Annotated in this window: 16 protein-coding genes; 10 read left to right on the plus strand and 6 right to left on the minus strand. The window is 43.3% G+C overall.

Annotated features, from left to right (window positions below; all coding sequences use genetic code 11):
• The first annotated feature begins 263 nt into the window (after positions 1-263).
• From hrpA to FTV31_RS08360, 5 genes are all read left to right on the plus strand, one after another.
• Complete coding sequence (gene hrpA / locus FTV31_RS08340; RefSeq protein ID WP_180014215.1) at positions 264-4,208, plus strand: ATP-dependent RNA helicase HrpA; 3,945 nt, start codon at positions 264-266, stop codon at positions 4,206-4,208.
• Positions 4,209-4,238: 30 nt separating this feature from the next.
• On the plus strand, positions 4,239-5,348 hold the full coding sequence (locus FTV31_RS08345) for a beta-ketoacyl-ACP synthase III (protein WP_180014217.1): 1,110 nt from the start codon (positions 4,239-4,241) through the stop codon (positions 5,346-5,348).
• Between the two features lie 14 nt (positions 5,349-5,362).
• Positions 5,363-6,121 (plus strand): lysophospholipid acyltransferase family protein, encoded by a 759-nt coding sequence (locus tag FTV31_RS08350; RefSeq protein ID WP_180014219.1) that lies wholly within the window; start codon positions 5,363-5,365, stop codon positions 6,119-6,121.
• Between the two features lie 154 nt (positions 6,122-6,275).
• Entirely contained in the window at positions 6,276-8,282 is a 2,007-nt protein-coding gene (locus FTV31_RS08355; RefSeq protein ID WP_180014221.1) for a hypothetical protein, read from the plus strand.
• Positions 8,283-8,369: 87 nt separating this feature from the next.
• Positions 8,370-10,085, plus strand: coding sequence for an AAA family ATPase (locus FTV31_RS08360; RefSeq protein ID WP_180014223.1), 1,716 nt, complete (start codon positions 8,370-8,372; stop codon positions 10,083-10,085).
• Between the two features lie 209 nt (positions 10,086-10,294).
• Here the strand turns inward: FTV31_RS08360 and FTV31_RS08365 are convergent, their stop codons facing one another.
• Positions 10,295-10,747: a DUF441 domain-containing protein gene (locus tag FTV31_RS08365; protein ID WP_159124011.1), complete on the minus strand. Its 453-nt coding sequence runs from the start codon at positions 10,745-10,747 to the stop codon at positions 10,295-10,297.
• 136 nt (positions 10,748-10,883) lie between these two features.
• Here FTV31_RS08365 and FTV31_RS08370 point away from each other — a divergent pair, with 136 nt between their 5' ends.
• The gene (locus FTV31_RS08370; protein ID WP_180014225.1) at positions 10,884-11,591 is read left to right on the plus strand and encodes a pseudouridine synthase; all 708 of its coding nucleotides are present in this window, start codon (positions 10,884-10,886) and stop codon (positions 11,589-11,591) included.
• Positions 11,592-11,601: 10 nt separating this feature from the next.
• On the opposite strand, the gene FTV31_RS08375 is transcribed toward FTV31_RS08370, so the two are convergent.
• The 3 genes from FTV31_RS08375 to FTV31_RS08385 all read right to left on the minus strand — a co-directional run bounded on the left by FTV31_RS08375 (position 11,602) and on the right by FTV31_RS08385 (position 13,514).
• Complete coding sequence (locus tag FTV31_RS08375) at positions 11,602-12,045, minus strand: GNAT family N-acetyltransferase (RefSeq protein WP_180014227.1); 444 nt, start codon at positions 12,043-12,045, stop codon at positions 11,602-11,604.
• Positions 12,046-12,144: 99 nt separating this feature from the next.
• Entirely contained in the window at positions 12,145-12,492 is a 348-nt protein-coding gene (locus FTV31_RS08380) for a type II toxin-antitoxin system RelB/DinJ family antitoxin (protein ID WP_180014229.1), read from the minus strand.
• Between the two features lie 113 nt (positions 12,493-12,605).
• The gene (locus tag FTV31_RS08385; RefSeq protein WP_180014231.1) at positions 12,606-13,514 is read right to left on the minus strand and encodes a pseudouridine synthase; all 909 of its coding nucleotides are present in this window, start codon (positions 13,512-13,514) and stop codon (positions 12,606-12,608) included.
• Positions 13,515-13,643: 129 nt separating this feature from the next.
• Here FTV31_RS08385 and tsaE point away from each other — a divergent pair, with 129 nt between their 5' ends.
• The 4 genes from tsaE to hfq all read left to right on the plus strand — a co-directional run bounded on the left by tsaE (position 13,644) and on the right by hfq (position 17,650).
• Entirely contained in the window at positions 13,644-14,120 is a 477-nt protein-coding gene (gene tsaE / locus FTV31_RS08390) for a tRNA (adenosine(37)-N6)-threonylcarbamoyltransferase complex ATPase subunit type 1 TsaE (RefSeq protein ID WP_180014233.1), read from the plus strand.
• A complete protein-coding gene (gene mutL / locus FTV31_RS08395) occupies positions 14,113-16,083 on the plus strand; it encodes a DNA mismatch repair endonuclease MutL (RefSeq protein WP_180014235.1) in 1,971 nt (656 codons plus the stop codon). Before tsaE ends, mutL begins: the two co-directional genes overlap by 8 nt.
• 6 nt (positions 16,084-16,089) lie before the next feature.
• Entirely contained in the window at positions 16,090-17,034 is a 945-nt protein-coding gene (miaA, locus tag FTV31_RS08400) for a tRNA (adenosine(37)-N6)-dimethylallyltransferase MiaA (RefSeq protein ID WP_180014237.1), read from the plus strand.
• Between the two features lie 91 nt (positions 17,035-17,125).
• Entirely contained in the window at positions 17,126-17,650 is a 525-nt protein-coding gene (hfq, locus tag FTV31_RS08405) for an RNA chaperone Hfq (protein WP_180014239.1), read from the plus strand.
• A 103-nt stretch (positions 17,651-17,753) separates the two neighbouring features.
• Here hfq and FTV31_RS08410 read toward each other — a convergent pair whose 3' ends face one another.
• Together FTV31_RS08410 and lptC are read right to left on the minus strand one after the other, a co-directional pair.
• Positions 17,754-19,061 (minus strand): peptidylprolyl isomerase, encoded by a 1,308-nt coding sequence (locus FTV31_RS08410; RefSeq protein WP_180014241.1) that lies wholly within the window; start codon positions 19,059-19,061, stop codon positions 17,754-17,756.
• Positions 19,061-21,514: an LPS export ABC transporter periplasmic protein LptC gene (gene lptC / locus FTV31_RS08415; protein ID WP_180014243.1), complete on the minus strand. Its 2,454-nt coding sequence runs from the start codon at positions 21,512-21,514 to the stop codon at positions 19,061-19,063. Before lptC ends, FTV31_RS08410 begins: the two co-directional genes overlap by 1 nt.
• Positions 21,515-21,542 lie beyond the last annotated feature (28 nt).

Consider the following 21,542-nt stretch of genomic DNA (forward strand, 5'->3'; position numbering starts at 1 on the left):
ACCGAATTAAGCTAAAAATAAAACACCATCAGCGCAAACAGCATTGCTCTTGATAAAAATGATTCGACCGTAGAATGGTGAATACATCATGACAAGACTCACCCCGGTTTAATGCCTCTTCAGACATGATGCCGCAAGCAGTAAAATTCAAGGGCAAAAATTAAAAAATTATAAAAATATTCAAAATGGCCGTTCTTTCGCTTAGGGGCAATACAGCGTAAAATAGCTGCCTATTGTCTTTTTTGATATCAGGTGTTTTCTCAGTGCAGAGTCCTTTAAATGTAGATCAGCTCGTTATGGCGCGTGACCGTCATCGTTTAAATCGACTCCAAAAAGGTAAAGATGCCAACCAAAAGCAATATCAAGAATTATTTGAAAAATCGCATGCCAAAGTCATGCAGCGTATCGAACGCATTCCCAATATCAAGCTGAATCAGGATCTGCCTGTTACCCAGTATGCAGACAAGCTGATTGAAGCGATCCAGCAGCATCAGGTCATTATTGTGGCTGGTGAAACCGGTTCCGGTAAAACCACGCAATTACCACAAATCGCCATGCTGGCAGGTCGCGGCCTGACTGGTCTGATTGGCCATACCCAGCCACGTCGTCTGGCTGCGCGTAGCGTCTCACAGCGTATTGCAGAAGAAGTTGGCGAAAAACTGGGTGAATCAATTTCCTTTAAGGTCCGTTTTAATGAACAGGGCTCGCAGGATTCGATTGTCCGTTTGATGACGGATGGTATTTTATTGGCAGAGTTGGCCAATGACCGGTTCCTGACCAAATACGACACCATTATTATCGATGAAGCGCATGAACGCTCGCTGAATATCGACTTCATCATGGGGTATCTCAAGCAGCTGTTGCCGCGTCGTAAAGATCTAAAAGTGATCATTACTTCGGCAACGCTGGACGTAAACCGTTTCAGTAACTACTTCAATGGCGCACCGATCTATGAAGTGGAAGGGCGTAGCTATCCGGTAGAAGTGCGTTATCGTCCAATTTCTGAAATGAGCATTGTCGGCAGTGATGATGACGAATTTGATGATTTTGAAGAAAATCTGCCGCGTGCGGTAGTTGCAGCTGTAGAAGAATGTTTTCAGGATGCACAGGAAAAAGGTCATCCTGAACATGCCGATATCCTGATTTTTGCCAGTACCGAACAGGAAATTCGTGAACTGCAGGAAACCCTGATCAAGCATGGTCCACGTCATACTGAAGTGTTACCACTCTACGCACGATTAGCATTAGCAGAACAGCAAAAAATCTTTAATCCATCGGGCGGCGGTCGACGGATTATTATCGCCACCAACGTAGCAGAAACAGCATTAACTGTTCCGAATATTCGTTATGTGATTGATAGCGGTTTTGCCCGTATTTCCCGTTATAACTATCGTTCACGGGTGCAGCGTTTACCGATCGAAGCGGTTTCTCAAGCTGCTGCCAATCAGCGTAAAGGTCGTTGCGGCCGTATTGCGCCAGGTGTCTGTATTCGTCTGTATAGTGAAGAAGACTTTTTAAGTCGTCCTGAATTTACCGAACCTGAGATTAAACGGACCAATCTGGCATCCGTCATTTTACAGATGCAAAGTCTGGGCCTAGGCTCACTGGAAGATTTTGATTTCATTGAGCCACCAGATCACCGTCTGGTCAATGATGGTCGCAAGCTTTTGATTGAGCTTGGGGCGATGGTGGAGAAGAGTAAAGCCCCTCTTTCTGAAAGAGGGGTTGGGGGAGATTCTACTAATCCTCCTAAATCCTCCTTTACGAAAGGAGGACTTCAAGGCAAGGGAGATTCTCTAACCAAGATCGGTCAGCAAATGGCAAAAATGCCAATTGATCCACGTCTGGCGCGAATGATTCTTGGCGGTGCGCATTTTGGTGCATTGAATGAAGCTTTGGTGATTGTCGCGGCGCTGGCAGTACAAGACCCACGTGAACGTCCTGCGGATAAGCAGATGCAGGCCGATCAGAAACATGCCTTGTTCCGTGAAGCAGATTCAGATTTCCTGTTTTATATCAAGCTCTGGGATACCCTGCATAACAACCGCGAAAGTATGAGCGAAAACAAGCGCCGTACTTTTGCTCGTAATCACTTTTTGAGCTGGTTGCGTCTGCGTGAATGGAAGAAAACTCATGAGCAGTTGGTGGATCTGGCTAAAGGCTTAAAATTGTCCTTTAATGAAAAGAAAGCCAGTTATGAAAACCTGCACCGTGCCTTGTTAACTGGCTTGCTATCTTTTATTGCCAACAAGACTGATGAACGTAATGTGTTTATGGCAGTCCGTCAGCAGAAAGCAAGGATTTTCCCGGCATCAACGCTACACAAGACCAATACCCCATGGGTGATGGCTTTTGAAATGGTCGAAACCTCGCAGGTGTATTTACGAACTCTGGCAAAGATTGAGCCGGAATGGATTCTGCTGGCTGCGCGGGACTTACTGAAACATCATTATTTCGAACCGCACTGGTCGAAAAAAGCAGGTGTCGTAAATGCATACGATCAGATTTCTCTGTTTGGTCTGATTATTGAGCCGAAACGTCCGGTCAATTATGAGAAAGTGGATCAGCCGGCTGCGCATGAAATCTTCCTGCGCGATGCACTGACTACAGGCAATCTCGGTATTAATCCACCCTTCTTGAAGCATAATTTGCTGAAACTGGAAGAAGTGGAGCGGGTGGAAGACAAACTGCGCCGTCGTGATCTGGTGGTGGATGAAGAAACCATTTACCAGTTCTATGCCTCCAAAGTGCCACCTGAAGTAGCTAGTCGCCGCAGTTTTGAGGACTGGCTTGCTACAGTAGAGCCACATGATCCGCATTATCTGTTTATTGATGATGATGCGCTGTGGCTGAATGATCGTCCGACCACACAACAATTTCCGGATTATTTACGTAATGGTGAATTGCGCCTGGCGACCAGTTACCGTTTTGACCCAAGTCATGATGAAGATGGTGCAACGGTTAAAATCCCGCTACAGGCTTTGCCGCAGGTCGATGAAAATATCTGGTCATGGGGTGTTCCGGGCTGGCGTCTGGATCTGATCGAAGCTTTATTAAAGACTTTGCCTAAAGATAAACGCCGTAGTCTGGTGCCGATTCCAGATACTGCGAAAAAACTGGCAGCCCGTATTGATGCGGTAAATTTACGTGAGCATATTTTCAGTTTTCTGGCTTTCCAATTGCGTGGCGAGCAGATTACAGAAAAAGATTTTAGCCTGGATCGGGTTGAGCAATATCTCTTGCCGTTGATCAAGGTGATTGATAAAAAAGGTCGTGTGATTGAACAAGGCCGTGATCTGGCCGAGCTGAAAGCCCGTTGCCGTACTGAAACTCATAGTCCGGTGAAACAGTTAAAAGGTGAATTTAAAACTTTCCCGGAAAACTTTGTCTTTGAAGCGTCGCAAAAAGTGACGGGGGTAGTGGTCAAGCAATATCAGGCACTGGTTCCGACCAAAGTTTTTGCTGCACTGGAGCAGAAAGATGAGTCTGGTGTCGTGATTCAGACCTTTAATGATCAGGCTGAAGCTGTCAAACAGCACCGTGAAGGGATTATTCGACTGGTGCATATGCAGCTCGGAGATCTGGTGCGTCAGCTGAAAAAACAGATTTCCAAACCGCTGGCACTGGCATATTCACCGCTTGGCGATAAGACTCAACTGGAGCAAATGTTAGTTTATGCCACACTGCACCTTTCAATTAATGAGCTGCCTGTCAATATGCAAGAGTTCCAAAAGTTAGTGGAGGATGTAAAAAAATCTTTCCTGACTCATGGCCAGACTGCTCTGAAAGAAATCACGGATATTTATATCCAGTGGCAGGAAATCCGTCGTAAATTACTGGTTTTAGACCCATCTATATTTGGAAAAAATATTGATGATATTGAGGATCAGCTTGATTTGATGAGTCTTTCTGACTTCGTTTATCGGAAACCTTCCGACGTATGGTCAGAATTTCCACGTTATTTGAAAGCCCTGATCTTGCGTTTAGAGCGCTTGCCAAATAACCTACAGAGGGATGATTCCGCCATTGACCAAATTGATCCGTGGATGGAAAAATTATTTAAGTTTAAAAATGACGCTCGCCTTAAAGAATTGTATTTTATGGTTGAGGAGTTAAGGATCTCATTGTTTTCTCAACCGATGAAAACGAAAACACCCGTTTCTCCAACTCGCCTGCAAAAAGTATGGGAACGTCTTGGAATCAGTTAAGATATAGGTCATTTTGAGAAGGAGTTTTACATGGGCATCCGTATTACGGGTACTGGCTTGTTCCATCCGGAAGATGTCATTACCAATGAAGAGTTAGTTGAAAGTTTAAATGCTTATGTGGAACTGTATAATCACGAAAATGCAGATAAAATCGCTGCAGGCGAATTAGATGCGCGTCGTGGTTCTAGCGCAGAATTTATTGAAAAAGCGTCAGGCGTACAACGCCGTTATGTGTCAGAAAAAACTGGCATCCTCGATCCAAAACGTTTACGTCCAAATCTACTTGAACGTTCAGATGATGAAATTTCCCTTCAGGCAGAATGGGGCGTGATCGCAGCAAAACAGGCGATGGAAAATGCTGGTGTCACTGCTGAAGATATCGATGTCGTGATCCTGTCATGTTCAAACCTGCAACGTGCTTATCCTGCGGTTGCGATTGAAATCCAGACTGCTCTGGGTATTCAAGGTTATGCTTATGACATGAACGTTGCATGTTCAGCAGCAACTTTTGGTTTAAAACAGGCTACTGATGCTATCAAAGCAGGCGCACGTCGTGTATTGCTGGTGAATGTTGAAATTACCTCTGCACACACCGATTTCCGTTCACGTGACTGTCACTTTATTTTTGGTGATGTCGCAACTGCCTCGATCATTGAAGATACTGAAACTAAAACCGGTTTCGAGATTCTGGATACTTCATTATTTACCCAGTTCTCAAACAATATCCGCAATAATTTCGGTTTCCTGAATACATCAGAAAATGCGGATATCGACGATAAACGTTTCCGTCAGGACGGTCGTAAGGTATTTAAAGAAGTGTGTCCACTGGTTGCCAAGATGATTACTGCTCAACTTGAGAAAAATCATATTGCCCCTACAGATGTAAAACGCTTCTGGTTGCACCAGGCCAATGCCAGCATGAATGAACTGATTCTAAAACTGGTAGTGGGCAAAGAAAATGCCAAGCCAGGCCTGGTACCTATCATTCTAAATGAGTTTGCCAATACTTCTTCAGCAGGTGTCATTATTGCCTTACACCGTACTGCAAATGAAGTTGAAGACGGCGAGTATGGCGTACTGTGTTCATTTGGTGCAGGCTACTCAGTAGGTTCAATCCTGGTACAAAAACGCGTGGCGTAAGCCGGGAGCATATTTTGCAGGTCAAGCATGACGGAGCATGGATCAGGCGCTTAAGTGCCTTATCCAAACTGTATTTCACGCCTACTTTTCTAGGGGCTGAAAATATTGATGCCAGTCGACCTGCAATGTATGTCGGTAATCATTCCATGTATGGCATCTTTGATGCGCCAATGCTGATTGATTACCTGTACAACCAACATCAAGTGGCTGTGGTCAGTATTGCTGATCATAGCCATTTTTATGTGCCGCTATGGCGTGAAGCAGTGAAAAAGTTTGGCGCTATTGATGGCATACAGGATTATGTCCGCTCGGCCATGCAGCAAGGCTACTCGATTCTGGTCTTTCCGGGTGGTGGCCGTGAAGTGCTGAAGAGGGAAGGTGAGCAGTATCAGCTGATCTGGAAAGAGCGTTACGGTTTCCTTAAGCTGGCTCAAGAGTTTCAATACGATATTGTCCCTTTTGCTGCACTGGGCGGTGATGAAATCTATGAGATTGGATTTGATGCCAATAAGATCATTCAACATAAGTATTTTCAAAAATTATTAAAAATTCCCCAACTCAATAAATTATTACGTCATGGTGACGTGATTCCTTCCTTACCTAAAAATCTGTTCCCAAAACGTTTACCTTTTTATTTTCAGTTTATGCCGCGGCAGCCGATTCATCATATGCAGCACGAGAATGATCTGATTGATTTTCGTGAGCATTTACAACACAAGATCTATCAGGGACTCGAGGAGCTAGCTGACAGGCGTCGGCAAGATGAAGTCTAGGTCTTTTCATCATTCCTGCTTTGCTTTACATTGAGATCGAATCGTCTAAAAAATCACCATGCTTCAATTTCTGTAATAGAAAGGAAAAAGCGATTTTAAAGGATTGAAATTCAGTAGGTCTGTAACTCAATAGGGTTAAAACGAAGGGGGAAATATGGAACAGGAGGGTTTGTTACTGCCATTCAGACAGCTCGCTGAACAATGCCTCAGTATTTTTCCTGAGTTAAATCAGCTGTATCTGGATCAAATGGCGCTTATTGGTCATGTGAATGCCCAGAATTTGTTCAGGATTCATCAGGATGAGCATCGAATTGATCTGCTTAATGGCTTATTAAATATACAGCTATATACACCTCAAGATTTAAATCTGGAAAGTCCCCATGCCTTAGCAGAAATGCAGATTGATTCCAGGCTGGCTAAAGCAGAGGCTTTGGAAGAGTTTTTCTTTCAGGATATTTACTTTCTGACTGGGGATTTAAAGCCCCAGCATTCCCTGTTTTTACGTGATAAAGCCAAACAGCTCCGTCAACTTATTATTGATCAAGTCTATATATGGGTTAATGCGCCTGAACGAGTTGCTAATTGCTTAAAGCAGATGTCGCTTGTGCAAGCTGAAATTATCGACTCCTTTATGATTAAGGCTGAAGTTTATACTCAGCCTTTGATCAGCAATTGTCTTCAAAGTGGGCATGAGATTCCTGCGCATGTCTTAAAACAGCTACAGCAAATCTTTTCCTTGCAACATTTGCAGTCAGATGAGTTTCTATCGATTCAGTCAGTGATGGACAGTCTGGATGCATTCTGTTTTAGTGCGCCTGAGTTTCTGCACCCCGCGACCTTCCGGATTATCTCCTTATCCTTTGAAAACCGGTTCAATCTGCATGAGCTGAATGACCATATTGACGATATCCGTTTGCTGTATCGGCATGCCGAAGAGCAAAGTCATCTACTGGGCTTTGTCCGGCTGATGAATCGTGATAGCTGGCATCGGAGTGATCTGCTATCCAAACGCAATTTTCTGGAAAATAATCCTTATTTATGGCAAAAAAAAGTCGCCAAACTTCCTTTATTTGATTGTCATCGGGTAGTGAACTGGCTATTTAAACAGCCTGCGGAAATCTTGGATTGGCTGAGCAGCAATATTCAACATAGCAGTGTGCGGGTAGCAGCAACAGCCTTAAGCTTTATTGATACGCATCATATTCATCCGCAGATTGTTTTAGCTACCTTGCAGTATTTTCAATATATCGCAGCACGTCTGTTTATTGATGATGTTCATCAATATGCCATTCAGCATTGCTGGTTTGAGTATGAGCGGAATCGAAAAGTTGTTCTCAAAGGGATGCGTCAGGCTGTTGAGGATCATCGTATTGCGATTAGTCCATCGATTTTATATCTGGATGAATGGATCGGATTATTGCGGGATGTAGTGGCAATGGATGATCAGATGACTAAAAGAGTTTACGCTAACTTAAGTCGGGTGATGCAGGCTTATATGCAGCATCTGTATAAGGTCACCCGTGATTTGCCTAAGGATGTGCTGGCTTATATTCGGCCTCAAACTCAGCAAGACCGTGATTTTTATAACGTGCTACAACGTAACCAGATTCCATTTGTAGAGTTCAGGAAGCGTTTTTATTTACATGCCCGGCATGTGCGGGAATCCTGTTTTGACGGTTATATCCGCGATTATCTGCCGGAGTATTTTTCTACTCAAACAGAAGTGCCTAAGAATTTAAGCTGGACCAGTTTATTTATGCAGGCAGTTGCCTGGCATGAACAGATTCAGAAGCAGGAAATTATTGCCAAGCTCAAAAAAGACTTTGCTCTAGCAAGCTGGAAGCCGCTCACACAAGCACATTTTCTACTGTATTTTAATTGGCGTTTTGAGGAATTAAAAACATTGGAGCGGATTATTGAAGAGGCCAGAATATTCCGGAACTGTCTGGCTGCAAGTTATGCACAGCGTATAGTCGAAGGTGAATATGTGGCCTTTCGCATGTCACATCCTGCAATCAAATTACCTCTGATTTTAGGCTGCCAGTTGCAGAATGACCAAGTCATCTTTGACCAGCTTGAGTATCCAAATAATCAAAAAGCGGAAGTTGAATATATCAATATTGCCCAGCATTTTATTAACTGGTTAAACCTCCAGGCTTGACCTGATTCAATGCTTTTCTGTCCGTGAAGCTTAACTTTTCCGGCAAAAATCGTTAGGCTATAGCCGTTCTTTTACGGTATCTCTTTTATGAAACAGGAAACTGCACTTAAGCTCTTAAAAGCAGGGGAAAATGTCTTTTTAACCGGTTCTGCGGGTGCAGGGAAAACTTATACGCTCAATCAATATATCAATTATCTGAAAGCCCGTAAGGTGTCAGTCGCCATTACTGCGTCGACTGGTATTGCAGCAACGCATATGAATGGCATGACCATTCATACTTGGGCAGGGATCGGGATCAAAGACTTTTTGTCTGAAGAAGACCTGAAGCGGATGAAAGAGCGTAAATACCTGAAAGAACACTTGGAAAATGCGCAAGTTCTGATTATTGATGAAATTTCTATGCTGCATGCCAAGCAGCTCAATCTGGTCAATCAGGTGCTAAAATATTTCAAGGAAAGCGATGAAGCTTTTGGCGGGATTCAGGTCATTGTTGCAGGAGACTTTTTCCAGTTACCGCCTGTTGGAAAAAATGATGAACGTAACCGCGATAAATTCTGTTTTATGTCGGATGCCTGGGTTGAAGCCAAGTTTCGGGTTTGTTATCTGACCGAGCAGCATCGTCAGGGTAATGACTACCTGAATGATATTCTGAATGCCATTCGTGCGCAGGCCATTTCACCTGAACATCGTTCAGCACTACAGGCCACACGTCAGCAGGATATTGGTGATACCTATACACGTCTCTATACCCACAATATGGATGTCGACAGTATTAACTTTAAGCATCTGAATGAAATTGATCAGGATCCACGCCAGTTTGATGCGCAATGTGATGGTAATGAAAAACTGATAGAAACCTTAAAGTCTTCAGTCCGTGCACCCGAAGCCTTAACCCTGAAAAAACATGCCAAGGTCATGTTCGTGAAAAATAACTTTGATATGGGCTATATCAACGGCAGTCTGGGTGAAGTGATCGGCTTTGAAGATGATGATGAGCATGGCGTTCTGCCAAAGGTCAAACTGACAGATGGAACTACCCTGATTGTAGAGCCTGAAACCTGGTCAGTGGATAATGAAGCAGGCAAAACCATTGCCAGTTTCCAGCAGATTCCATTACGTCTAGCTTGGGCGATTACCATTCATAAGTCTCAAGGCATGACGCTCGAAGCTGCTGAGATTGACTTGAGCCATACCTTTGAAAAAGGTCAGGGCTATGTAGCATTATCCCGTTTGAAAAGCTTAAATGGATTACGTCTAAAAGGCTTTAATGAACAGGCTCTGGAACTGGATAGTCTTGCCATTAAGGCTGATCGCCGTTTTCAGGAACTGTCAGATGAAGCAGAAGCGAATTTTGAAAACGTAGATTTGACTGTACAGCATAAGGCCTTTATCCGTCATTGTGGTGGTACTTTGAACGAAGTCGAGATCCAGCGTAATGAGAAGAAAATTGCTAAAAATGGTGGCAAGCAAAACTACGCGACTGCAACCTTGGATGAAACCCGTGAATTGTTTGAAGAAGGTTATGAGATTTCCGATATTGCAACTGAACGTGGCTTGACACCTGCCACTATCATTAACCATCTGGGACGTTTGCATAAAGAACAAGGGCTGGATATCTCAGTCGCTCATCCGGGTGAAGAAGTTGTTGAACAAGTCCGCAAGATTTATAAACGTCTAACCAAACGTCAAAATTCAGATCATTTTAATGATGATGGCAGTATTAAATTACGTCCGATTGTGGAATTGACCAGTCCGCGTATAGGTTATGATCAGGTGCGTTTGGCCTTGCTGTTTGTGGAATAAAATTTGGGTTTTTAAATTTTAGTATTTAACGTGAGCTTTTACTTTTAAAAGATCAAAAGTAACAAAAATCTTTTGTTGGATTGAAGGTACATCCTGTACCTCAATCCAACGAGCGACATCCATGTCGCTGATCATGTGATTTAATACTTTGCAGTTCATAATTTTAGAATGTTAATTTTTAAGAATATTGCACAATCATGGTTAAAGGCTTATTGCGTTCCAATCAATAACGATAAAATCCCGGCCGCAATTAATGGCCCGACAGGGACACCACGAAGTACCGCGACACCTGCGACTGTACCAATTAATAGACCTGCAACGACATCAGGCTGACTCGACATCAGTTTCACCCCACGTCCACCAAGCCAGGCAACGAATAGACCGATTGCAATTGCCAGTAAAGATTTCCAGCTCAGAAATGATTTAAGAATACTGTCACCAGGAATTTTCCCGCTAGCAATCGGAGTCAATACGCCAATGGTTAAAATAATAATCCCGATATTTAGGCCATGTTGCTGTACATAAGGTAAGAGTTCATTGAGAGGCGTGATTTTTAATACGATCAACACGGCCGCAGCAATGGTCACAGCAGTATTATGACTAAAAATACCGCAAGCCAGTAGAACCAGAAGAACAAGCAGATTCAGATCAAGTTGGGACATGAGGAGATAGAAAAAGGAAAACTCACAGGATTATAGGCTTTTTAGCCATTTAAAGGGAGAAAGCCCTACAAGAAATGAATCTGGTTAGTTTTCAGTATAGAATGCGCCTATCCCTCATTTAAACAGGTTTAGACAGATGCTATTGGAAAAAATGTTGCAATCACAAGGTTTCGGTTCACGAAAACATTGTCAGCAACTGATTAAAAATGGTGGTGTTTCGATTCAGGGCGAACTCATCGATAACCCCAAGCATAAGCTGAATCTGCAAGATCTGACTTTTAGCGTCTATGGTCATGAGTATCGCTATCGGGAAAAAGTATATATTGCGCTCAACAAGCCACAAGATTATGAGTGCTCACATCAGGCTACCCATCATTTCAGTGTATTTGATCTGTTTGATGACATCCTGTTAAACCGTGGAATTCAATGTGTAGGTCGTCTCGATCAGGATACCACCGGACTGTTATTGCTGACGGATGATGGTCAGTTCCTACAAGCGTTGACCCATCCTAAGAAACATGTGGCGAAAGTCTATCAGATGACTACTGCCGATCCCGTGACAGATGAGCAGATTCAACAGCTTGCACAGGGTGTGGAATTGAGAAATGAAAAAGGCACCTTTGCTGCTACAGATATTGTTCGTCTGGATGACAATCGTCTGCAAATGACCATTCATCAAGGGATTTATCACCAGGTGAAACGTATGCTGGCAGCTGTTGGCAATAAAGTAGAGCAGTTGCATCGTACCCAGATTGGTGCATTGGCCTTGAATGAACTGGCAATAGGGGAATGGACCTATCTGGATGCAGAACAAGTGGCACAAGCAAAATTCCGTACCGAATAAAGTCTGGGATTTATTTCAGGAAACAATGGAAAGTCACAAATTCATTGTCCTGAATAAATCCAAGTGACTCATAAAGTTTATGTGACTGATAATTGGTTTTTTGCGTCTCCAGGCTGATTCGAAGCGCATTTTCATGCCGGGCAAATAAAATAGCAGTATCAATCAGTTGCTTGGCTGCACCATGCCGGCGATAAGGCGGGCTAATATAGACATCGTCCAGCACATAATAAGTAGAACATGCGACTGAGGAAAATCTTAAATACAGCAGAATAAATCCGGTAAAAATATCATCCTTGGTATTGATGAAAATGACAGTTTGACCATCTTCAAAACGCTGTTTCAGAAACTCGTGAGATAAATCCAGATTGGAAGAAGTACCATAAAATTGACGGTACTCATCAAATAAAATGGCCAGGTTAGGTAGATCTTCTGACTGGGCGCGTCGCACGATCATCGGCTTACTCCATGTTAATTTTATTATTTATCATTAACATCAAGCATAGCGAAGTTTGAAAGGAGAGAAACTTAAGAATTGTTCGTAAATGCAACAATGTTAAATTTTGTCGCTTTCACCTAGAATAGCATTCAGTTCTTCAAATAAATCAAAATGATCATCATCCAGATTTATTTCCTGATGATCTGCTGGAATCGCTGTAGCACTTGGACTTGAAGTTTGTTCTGACTTTAGTTCATTCTGTTTCTGCTTGCGTAACTTGATCAGCTGTTCCAGATTGATATTCTGATTTTCAATCGAGAAGGGGATTGATTTGGTCAGAACCACCTGTTTAAAAAAAAGACGAACTGCCTGAGCCGGCGTAATCCCCAATTGTTTAAATACTGCAAATGCCTGTTTCTTTTCTTGGGAATCCAGGCGAATTTGATAAACTTCAGTTTTTCTCATAATATTTTCAAAGCTTTAAATTACTTAACTTTTCGCCTTATTCTAATCGATAACTTCGGGATTTCAATCCTCAAGTCGCCGTTTTTAGAAAATAATCTGTAATGACAAGAGATTTACAGTGTCAATTCAAGTTCAGAGCTAAATTGCATCTGCTTTTGGGTAACTGGATCCGTAAACTGAATGTGTTTGGCCAGTAGCTGTAAAGGTGCAGAAAAATCATCATCCGCCTTATGGGAAACCTGCGGATAAAAAGGATCATTCTGGATCGGAATTCCCAAATGACTTAAATGTACCCTTAACTGATGTTGCTTTCCTGTATATGGTTTTAGCTCATATTTGCCCCATTGCTGATCATGTTGCAGCAGTTGAATTTCGGTTTCGCTATTAGGCTCTCCTTCTACCACCTGCATGGTATAAAAGGGCTGGCCTTTTTCCATTTTCAGCTTTGTGATGAGCGGAAAACTTAAATCATCACGATAAACCGCAATCGCATGATAAGTTTTCTGTACCTGCCGAGTTGCAAACATTTGCTGATAAACCCCACGCGATTGCACACATTTTGAAATCAGCACCACACCTGCCGTTTCACGATCTAAGCGATGAATCGGAGTAAGATGTTCATTTCCAGTTTGCTGTTTTAGGCGTACCAGCAAGGTTTCCTGTACATATTTTCCAGTAGGACTCATGGTCAAAAAATGCGGTTTATCCACCACCAGCAAATGTTCATTCTCAAACAGAATCTGATGCTGAAAAGGAACATGCACTTCGTGTGCCAAAAAACGATAATAAAAACAATGAGTATTCGCTTGAAAAGAACTTTCGATGGTTAAGGCTTTGCCCTGAGTATCATAAACCAGACCATTATCGAAACGGGATTGCCATTCGCTCGACTCAATATGTGGAAATTGTGCACAGAGATAGGCATAGACTGTCTTGGGTGAATCTGATGTCGCTTGCAGGAACACTTTACTTGCCGTTACCCCATTCAGCATGGGTGGGCTAAATTCAACAGTCGAAGTCATCACAACGTGGATCTATCTCTGGTCTGGAACGGATGCTGTGAAAAAATACAGTTTCTCACAGAGGTGAATAGGCTTTTAAAGCGTTGCGATGCTATCATAATTATTCTTTTTCATCATGTCGTGAGTAATATGCCTTATTCATTTAACGTCACTTTAAAACATGAAGATGACACCCAAAATCTGGCCAAAGTTCTGGCAAATAATTTTTCTGCGGGCGTTATATATCTGATTGGTGACTTGGGTGCGGGGAAAACCACGCTGACGCGTTATTACTTACAACAGCTCGGTCATAAAGGCTCAGTAAAAAGTCCGACTTACACGCTGGTGGAACCGTATCAGGTGAATGGTCAGGATATCTTTCATTTTGATTTATATCGTCTCAATGACCCTTATGAACTTGAATTGATGGGGATCCGGGATTATTTAGAAACTCCTAATGCGCTATTTTTATTTGAATGGCCTTCTAAGGGGGGTGATGAAATCCCGCAAGCCGATTTAATTATTGAAATTTTAAAATCAGAAGATGAGCTGACCCGTACAGCAAGTCTGATTTTTTCTAATCTGGCCTTACAGCAAGCTTTGGAGCCTGAATTCCCAAATGGTTGATGATTTAAGCATACGCCGTATCCGCGCACTTGATCCTGCGTTGGCGAACCAGATTGCCGCAGGTGAGGTGATTGAACGTCCTGCATCTGTGGTCAAGGAGTTGCTGGAAAACTCGATTGATGCAGGTGCGACCGAGCTGATCATCCGGGTGGAACAGGGCGGCAGTACGCTGATTGAAATCATTGATAATGGCCGAGGCATTCATTATGAGGATTTGCCACTAGCCGTGATGCGTCACGCGACCAGTAAGATTCAAACGGCTGAAGAGCTGCATGCGATTACCAGTTTGGGCTTTCGTGGTGAGGCGTTGGCCTCGATTGCTGCAGTGTCACGCCTGACTTTAACCAGTAGCCAGAATGAAGATGGCATTGGCTATCAGGTCGAAGTGAACGGTACGGCTTTTGATCATCAGGATATTCAACCGGTCGCAGCATCCAAAGGTACCCAGATCAGGGTGCAGGATTTATTCTTCAATGTTCCGGCGCGGCGCAAATTCCTGAAAAAGCCCGGCACTGAATTTGGACATATCGAAGAAATTGTTCGCCGTATGGCTTTAACGCATTTCGATATTCGCTTTGTATTGGAACATAACCAAACGATCAAGCTGAATTTGCCGGTTGCAGATAGTGGAGCTTTGCGTTTTCAACGTGTGCAACAATTACTTGGCCGTCAGTTTACTGAAAATGCTTACTGGATTGATGCAGACAGTATCAATATGCGTTTATCAGGCTGGCTCGGACATCCTTCGGATGCACGGGCTCAAGCCGATTTGCAGTATGTCTATGTGAATGGCCGGATCGTTAAAGATAAGACTATTTCGCACGCTTTGCGTATGGCTTATGATGGTATCCTGCATGGCCATCAGCATGCCGCTTATTTACTGTTTCTGGAAATCGATCCAGAAAGCATCGATGTCAATGTGCATCCAACCAAACATGAAATTCGTTTCCTGAACCAGCGTGAAGTACATGAATTTGTACGTCACTATGCCAAGGAAACCCTGGCACAATTCCAGACTGCGAGCGCTGATCTGGCTGAGGCCATGAAAACTGAGTCTGAAGCTGTTGCGATTACACCTCAGCCACGCTATCAGGAGCAGTTTAGCCTGCATCAGTCCGTAGCCACTCAACCGGTTATTCCCGCCACATATCCATATCATCAGCGTGAAGAAGAAGCTTCTGATGTGTTAACGGATTTCGAGTCATCAGGTCCACAAACTGTGCATTATGTGCAGGATTACAGCAAACCATATTCGGGTTCACAGCAGCTGAATAATGCCTTAAAAAGTTATCTCGCGCCTTTAAGAGAAACTGAACCGGAAACCATTAATTCAGCATCGGATGCATTTCAGTCACATTTACACAGTAAAGTGGATGAGCATCCTTTGGGGATTGCGATCGCCCAGCTGCATGGTATTTATATTCTGGCGCAAAATACCGAAGGCTTAATCATCGTAGATATGCATGCGGCGCATGAGCGTATTCTGTTGCAACAGATGAAAATGGCTTGGGATAAACCGGAATTCTGGATATCCCAGCAATTGCTGATTCCTAAAGTGGTGAGCATTAGTCGTATGCAAGCCATGCGTGTTGACGAGCTCAAAGATCAACTTGCTCGTTTAGGCCTGGAAATTGACCAGTATGGTGATGAACAGGTCATTGTGCGAGGCGTACCGGCCATTTTACATAAGGCTGATTTTGATGCCTTGATCCCTGAATTATTGAATGATCTGGATCCGAATGATCAGGGACAGGGGTTAATGCAAAAACGTGATCAGATTCTTGCAGGCATGGCCTGTCATGGTGCGGTACGTGCGCATCGAATGTTAAGTCTGTCTGAAATGAACGCTTTGCTGCGTCAGATGGAACAAACTGAATTTGCGAGCCAATGTAATCATGGTCGTCCAACTTGGCGAGCATTTCCATTGTCTCAACTTGATAAACTTTTTGCTCGGGGAGAGTAGCCTTACATGTCCAATCAACTGCCGGTCATCAATTTAATGGGACCAACTGCAAGCGGTAAAACTGCTTTGGCATGTGAACTATACGAGCGAGGTCATTTTGAGCTGATTTCTGTCGATTCTGCGCTGGTTTATCGGGAAATGGACATTGGTACGGCGAAACCTTCTAAAGAGGAATTAGAGCGCTATCCGCATCATCTGATCGATATTATTAGCCCGCTCGAAGTCTATTCTGCAGCAAACTTTGTCGAAGATGCTTGCCGTCTGATTGATGATATTCATGCGCATGGTAAAACACCAATTTTGGTGGGTGGCACCATGCTGTATTTTAAGGCCTTACTTGAAGGCTTGTCTGATAATTTACCAAGTGCAGATTATGCGGTGCGTGCCCAGATTGAAGAGAAAGCCGCTCGTGAAGGGTGGGAAGCGGTGTATGCTGAATTATGTCAGGTAGATCCACTAGCAGGCCAGAAATTTAAAGTCAGTGATAAACAGAGAATTATCCGTGCATTAGAGGTTTTTAAGCTAACAGGTGAGCCGATTACAAAACTACAAGCAGAACAACCAAAAAATTTACCATATCGTTACAGTTTCCATAATTATGCCTTAATGCCCGATCGGTTAGAATTGCACAAACGTATTGAAAAACGTCTTGAAATTATGTGGAAAAACGGATTTTTAAATGAAGTTAAAGGATTAATGGGAAAATACGATTTTGACGAAAATTTACCCTCAATGCGTTCAGTAGGTTACCGCCAAGCCATAGAATTCTTAAAAAAAGGTGACCTAAGTCATGAAAAACAACGGGAAATGGAGGATAAGGCTTTATTTGCGACACGACAACTTGCCAAACGTCAATATACTTGGTTGAGATCTTTGCAAGAAAAGCATAAATTTACAACATATTTTACGCTCGAGCAGGCCCAAGAAGACTTGCGAAACTGTCACGGATAAAGCAAAATTTGAGTACTATCTTTTTTATAATTTTTAATTGAAAAATAGAGATAGTTTTTTGCGCTGATTTTTAAATTTTTGGAGTTATAACATGTCTAAAGGTCAAACTTTACAAGATCCATTCTTGAATTCTCTCCGTAAGGAACGTATTCCAGTTTCTATCTTCCTGGTAAACGGTATCAAATTACAAGGTCACATCGAGTCTTTTGACCAATACGTTGTATTATTAAAAAATACAGTAAGCCAAATGGTTTACAAACACGCGATTTCTACAGTTGTACCTGCACGTAACCCTCGTCCTGCTGGTGCTCCTGCTGGTCCACAAGGTGCTGGCTTCGGTGGTCAAAGCGGCGCAGGTGGCTTCGGTGGTCAAGGCGCTGCTGGTGGCTTCGGCGGTCAAGGTGGCTTCGGCGGTCAAGGCGCTGGCTTCGGCGGTCAAGGCGGCTTCGGCGGTCAAGGCGGCTTCGGTGGTCAAGGTGGCTTCGGTGGTCAAGGTGGCTTCGGTGGTCAAGGTGCTGGCTTTGGTGGTCAAGGTGCTGGTTTTGGTGGTCAAGGCGCTGGTTTTGACAACGATTCAAAATTTGAAGATTCTTCTGACGACGAAAACAATCGTTAATCGGATCTGAAATAAAAAAGCCTCTTAATAAGAGGCTTTTTTATTGCTTAAAAAATTGAGCCATTAAAAAAAGCTAGCATTATACTGGCTTTCTTTTCTTAAATTAACGAGCGCGTTTAGGATCTAGCTGAGGATCTTTGATTTCTACATAGGCATTGCTACGAGTTTCACGTAACCAGCTATCTAGCTCAGCATCAAACTGGCGTTCACCCAGGATCTGGCGGGCCATACGTTCCTGATATTCCTGAGTCATATCTTGCTGACGTGTATCGGTCACTTGCAGGATATGCCAGCCAAATTGTGACTGGAACGGTTCACTAATTTGACCCACTGGCGTACTTTTCATACGTTGTTCAAATTCAGGTACCATGACACCTGGGCTGACCCAGCCTAAACTACCGCCATCACGCGCTGAACCTGTGTCATTAGAGAAAGTAGATGCCAATACTGCAAAATCTTCACCTTGCTTAAGACGCGCATACAAGCTATCAATCATTTGTTTGGCATTTTCTGGGCTAACCACTTCTGATGTTTGAATCAAAATATGACGGGTCTGGTACTGAGGTACCAGTGCTTTTTGCTCACCACCTTTACGTTCTAGAAGTTTCAGGACATGCACGCCATCTGCCGCAGGAATCAGTTCAGATGTTTGACCCGCTTGCAGGGTAGAAACACGTGCAGCGAGTTCTCCTGGAATTTCTGACAGGTTTCGAACACCCATATCAGAAGCATCTACTTTAATATCGCCAGTTGAATATTTTTTGCTGATCGCCTGAATATCATTGCTGCTGCTCAAGTCATTTCTTACTTGCGCAGCAATCTGTTGAGCATTTTCGCCGGTTATACGTAAATGCAGAACATGTACTTGGCTACCTAACAGAGCTTGACCTTGTGGTGTATTCAGGAAGTTTTTCACATCCTGATCACTGATCTGGATACGTGAATTTACGGCTTGCTGGCGTAAACGGCTAAGTGCCAGATCTTCTGCAATACGGTTACGTAAAGAGGCATACGTATTCGGCGCGATAGCATCCAGTTTTTGCTGGAAAGCTTCCAAGCTAGGGGAGCCTGAATCACGTGCTACTTTAAGCACTGCTTCATTTAAAGATTTTTCATCTGGACGGATATTGTAGCGTTTGACCTGTTCCAGTTGAGCCTGACGTACAATTAGCTGTTCAAGTGCTTGTTGTTCAAGATAAGGTTGCGGTGGAACAGGCTTGTTTTGCTTTTGTAACTGGTGAGAAATTTCAGCAACGCTTTGTGCCAGATCACTACGCAGAATAGCGCTATTGTCGACAACAGCTACAACTTCATCTTTAGGTTGGGCAACAGCAAAAGTCGTCATCGCTGAAGAAAGACATAGCGCAAGTGCGGTCGCTTTAAAAATTTGTTTTAACTGTTTTGTCTTCATTAACGTTCTGTCCAAGTTTGATTGATATTGTTAAAACCTAGAATACGATTTTCTAGTAATGAGGTTAGCTTGTTGCTTAACCCGCCAAGACCTTTAAGCGTTACTTCAGCCATTACTGCACGTTTCGCTTTCACATCTGGGTCATTGATATCGTCTAGGTCATTGTAGTATGAGCGGCCATAGACAGATACTCCCCAACAGCATGACTCATAGTTTACGCCAAGTAAATATTCACGTGCGACACTATTATCCAGGTCAAATTGTGCATGGCCGACTAAACGCCAGTTATTGGCAATTGGCTGGATAAATGAGCCAACAACCTGATCATAACTTTCCTGGCGGTTTGGTATATCTTTACGATAGAAATAGCCTACGTTATACAGATTGCCTTGATCGCCCGTATAATAAACCTGTACATCACGCTGGGCATTGGAGCCATTCGACATCCAGCTAGAATTCAGGTTGACATGCACGTTTTTGTTTAACTGGCTTCTAAGCTGAATAACTGGTCCAGTATGGCTTTCACGGTCAAATTCATCTGCTTCACGATCTAATGTGACACGGCGATCTTCAAAGAAGAAGCTTTGTCCCACGCTGGCGCGTAATCGCTCTAAACCTTCTTCATTAAATAAACTATAACTAAGACCTAAAGAAGCGAAGTTATTGTCTTCTAAACGGTCATTACCATAGAAGCGACGTGCGCTAAATAATTGGTCATAGTTAATTGAGGCTACGACAGAGTCGAAGTTTGGCTGATTACGCTGATTTTCATACGGTGAATAAGCGTAGAACAGGCGAGGCGTCAAGGTCTGTAAATAGCGACCATCTTTTTCAAAAATTAAACCGGTGTCCAGCGTAAATTGTGGCACTACGATAGAATGATTTTCACTTGATGAGCTACGGTTCTGGGTTTCCTCATCATAAAAGGTATTGATATTACGTAATGTCGCCTGAGGAATGAAGAATGACCATGGCGTGAAGTGGTTATAGCGCACCGAGAAATCATTATAGATTCGTGTGCCACTTGGCTGATAAATGATCTCATTATCTGGATCAATATTTTCGGTATTTCTGATGTCTTTCTGGAAATAAGCCGTATCGTTATTAAATTCGTATTGCAAACCCAATGGGTTACCGGTCTTATAATTCACTAAAAGCTGCGGCAAACGTGCATAAGGGCGGTCTTCATCCAGAACGGCAGGATCAAGCGTCTGGAAATCTTCAACTTTAAACTGGGCTTTTAAGCCGGGGATACCATTTTTATAATTGACTTCCCAAGCACGACGCAAGTTCAGGTCTGTTTTTGAATCTGGGTTATTATCCAGATCGGCAAAAAAGTCCTTGTCTGATGCGTAATTATATTCAAGATTTGTTGAGAACTGATCGTTGATCTGCCAGTTATGCAGGAAGTGCAGGTCTTTACGGTCTTTATTGCTATAACTTTCATCAGATGGCAGGTAGCCACCCCAAATCCGGCCTTCACCATAATTTTCAGTCAGATAGCGAAATTCCCCATCCAGCATCGCGCCACGGTCACTGATATAACGTGGCGTAATAGTCGCATCATATTGTGGTGCTAAATTGAGATAAACCGGCACACCTAATTCCAGACCGCCATCATTGGTAAATCCGAAAGTTGGCGTCAGAATCCCTGTGGTACGGCGATCATCGATTGGGAAGTTAAAATAAGGAACAGCGAGTACCGGAACATCTTTCACATAGAGCTTGGTATTACGGGTTTCACCGCGACCGGTTTCCTGATTCAGCTTGATTTGATCTGCCTGAATTTTCCAGGTCGGTTTCTGTTCAGGCGGACAGGTGGAATAGGTGGCATTTTCCAGCTCAAGCGTATCGTCAGAGGTTTTGGCAATCTTTTCAGCACGACCATGCGCATGTTGTTCTTCGGCAATGAAGAAACTGTTGTTTAAGTCACCTTGCTGGGTTTTCAGGTTGTAATTAATATCATCGCTTTGCGAAATCAAGCCACCTTGGGCCAGTTGGACTTGACCTTCTGCCTTGGCATAGGTTTGAGTCTGATCAATCGTCACGCGTTCCGCACGAATCTGGCGACCTTCCTGATCAATGACCACATTGCCTTCTAAGTAAGAATCACCGGCCGGATTATAATGACCATAGTCTGCAGTAATGGTTGAAGTTGCCTGTTCAGGGTCAATCGTCGGTGCATCAGGTGCAATAGGAGTGACCCAGGCGCCCTCACAATAGGCTGAACTGAGGTATTTACCTTGACGCTGCTGTGCTTCTGGTGAAGATTTATCCACATAATATTGTGAGAAGAATGCTTCACCGGGATAGGTCTCATTAATGCGCTGTTTAAGTTGTTCCGCATTTACATTGGATGAGTCATTTGATGCAGCATAGCTTGAGACCGAGCTACTACATAAAAGGGTTAAGATCGCAGTCGCTAGAGGGTTTATTTTAAAGTGATGCTTCATTTGTCTCATTAACCAATCATGCTTTTAT

Source organism: Acinetobacter sp. YH16031 (assembly GCF_013417335.1).
In the GTDB taxonomy this organism is placed as follows: domain Bacteria; phylum Pseudomonadota; class Gammaproteobacteria; order Pseudomonadales; family Moraxellaceae; genus Acinetobacter.

Bases quoted from the DNA above. Each gene is read 5' to 3' on its own strand.
- FTV31_RS08345 (WP_180014217.1), top strand. From the start codon at position 4,239: ATGGGCATCCGTATTACGGGTACTGGCTTGTTCCATCCGGAAGATGTC.
- FTV31_RS08355 (WP_180014221.1), top strand. From the start codon at position 6,276: ATGGAACAGGAGGGTTTGTTACTGCCATTCAGACAGCTCGCTGAACAA.
- FTV31_RS08360 (WP_180014223.1), top strand. From the start codon at position 8,370: ATGAAACAGGAAACTGCACTTAAGCTCTTAAAAGCAGGGGAAAATGTC.
- FTV31_RS08365 (WP_159124011.1), bottom strand. From the start codon at position 10,747: ATGTCCCAACTTGATCTGAATCTGCTTGTTCTTCTGGTTCTACTGGCT.
- FTV31_RS08370 (WP_180014225.1), top strand. From the start codon at position 10,884: ATGCTATTGGAAAAAATGTTGCAATCACAAGGTTTCGGTTCACGAAAA.
- FTV31_RS08375 (WP_180014227.1), bottom strand. From the start codon at position 12,045: ATGATCGTGCGACGCGCCCAGTCAGAAGATCTACCTAACCTGGCCATT.
- FTV31_RS08380 (WP_180014229.1), bottom strand. From the start codon at position 12,492: ATGAGAAAAACTGAAGTTTATCAAATTCGCCTGGATTCCCAAGAAAAG.
- FTV31_RS08385 (WP_180014231.1), bottom strand. From the start codon at position 13,514: ATGACTTCGACTGTTGAATTTAGCCCACCCATGCTGAATGGGGTAACG.
- tsaE (WP_180014233.1), top strand. From the start codon at position 13,644: ATGCCTTATTCATTTAACGTCACTTTAAAACATGAAGATGACACCCAA.
- mutL (WP_180014235.1), top strand. From the start codon at position 14,113: ATGGTTGATGATTTAAGCATACGCCGTATCCGCGCACTTGATCCTGCG.
- miaA (WP_180014237.1), top strand. From the start codon at position 16,090: ATGTCCAATCAACTGCCGGTCATCAATTTAATGGGACCAACTGCAAGC.
- hfq (WP_180014239.1), top strand. From the start codon at position 17,126: ATGTCTAAAGGTCAAACTTTACAAGATCCATTCTTGAATTCTCTCCGT.
- FTV31_RS08410 (WP_180014241.1), bottom strand. From the start codon at position 19,061: ATGAAGACAAAACAGTTAAAACAAATTTTTAAAGCGACCGCACTTGCG.
- lptC (WP_180014243.1), bottom strand. From the start codon at position 21,514: ATGAAGCATCACTTTAAAATAAACCCTCTAGCGACTGCGATCTTAACC.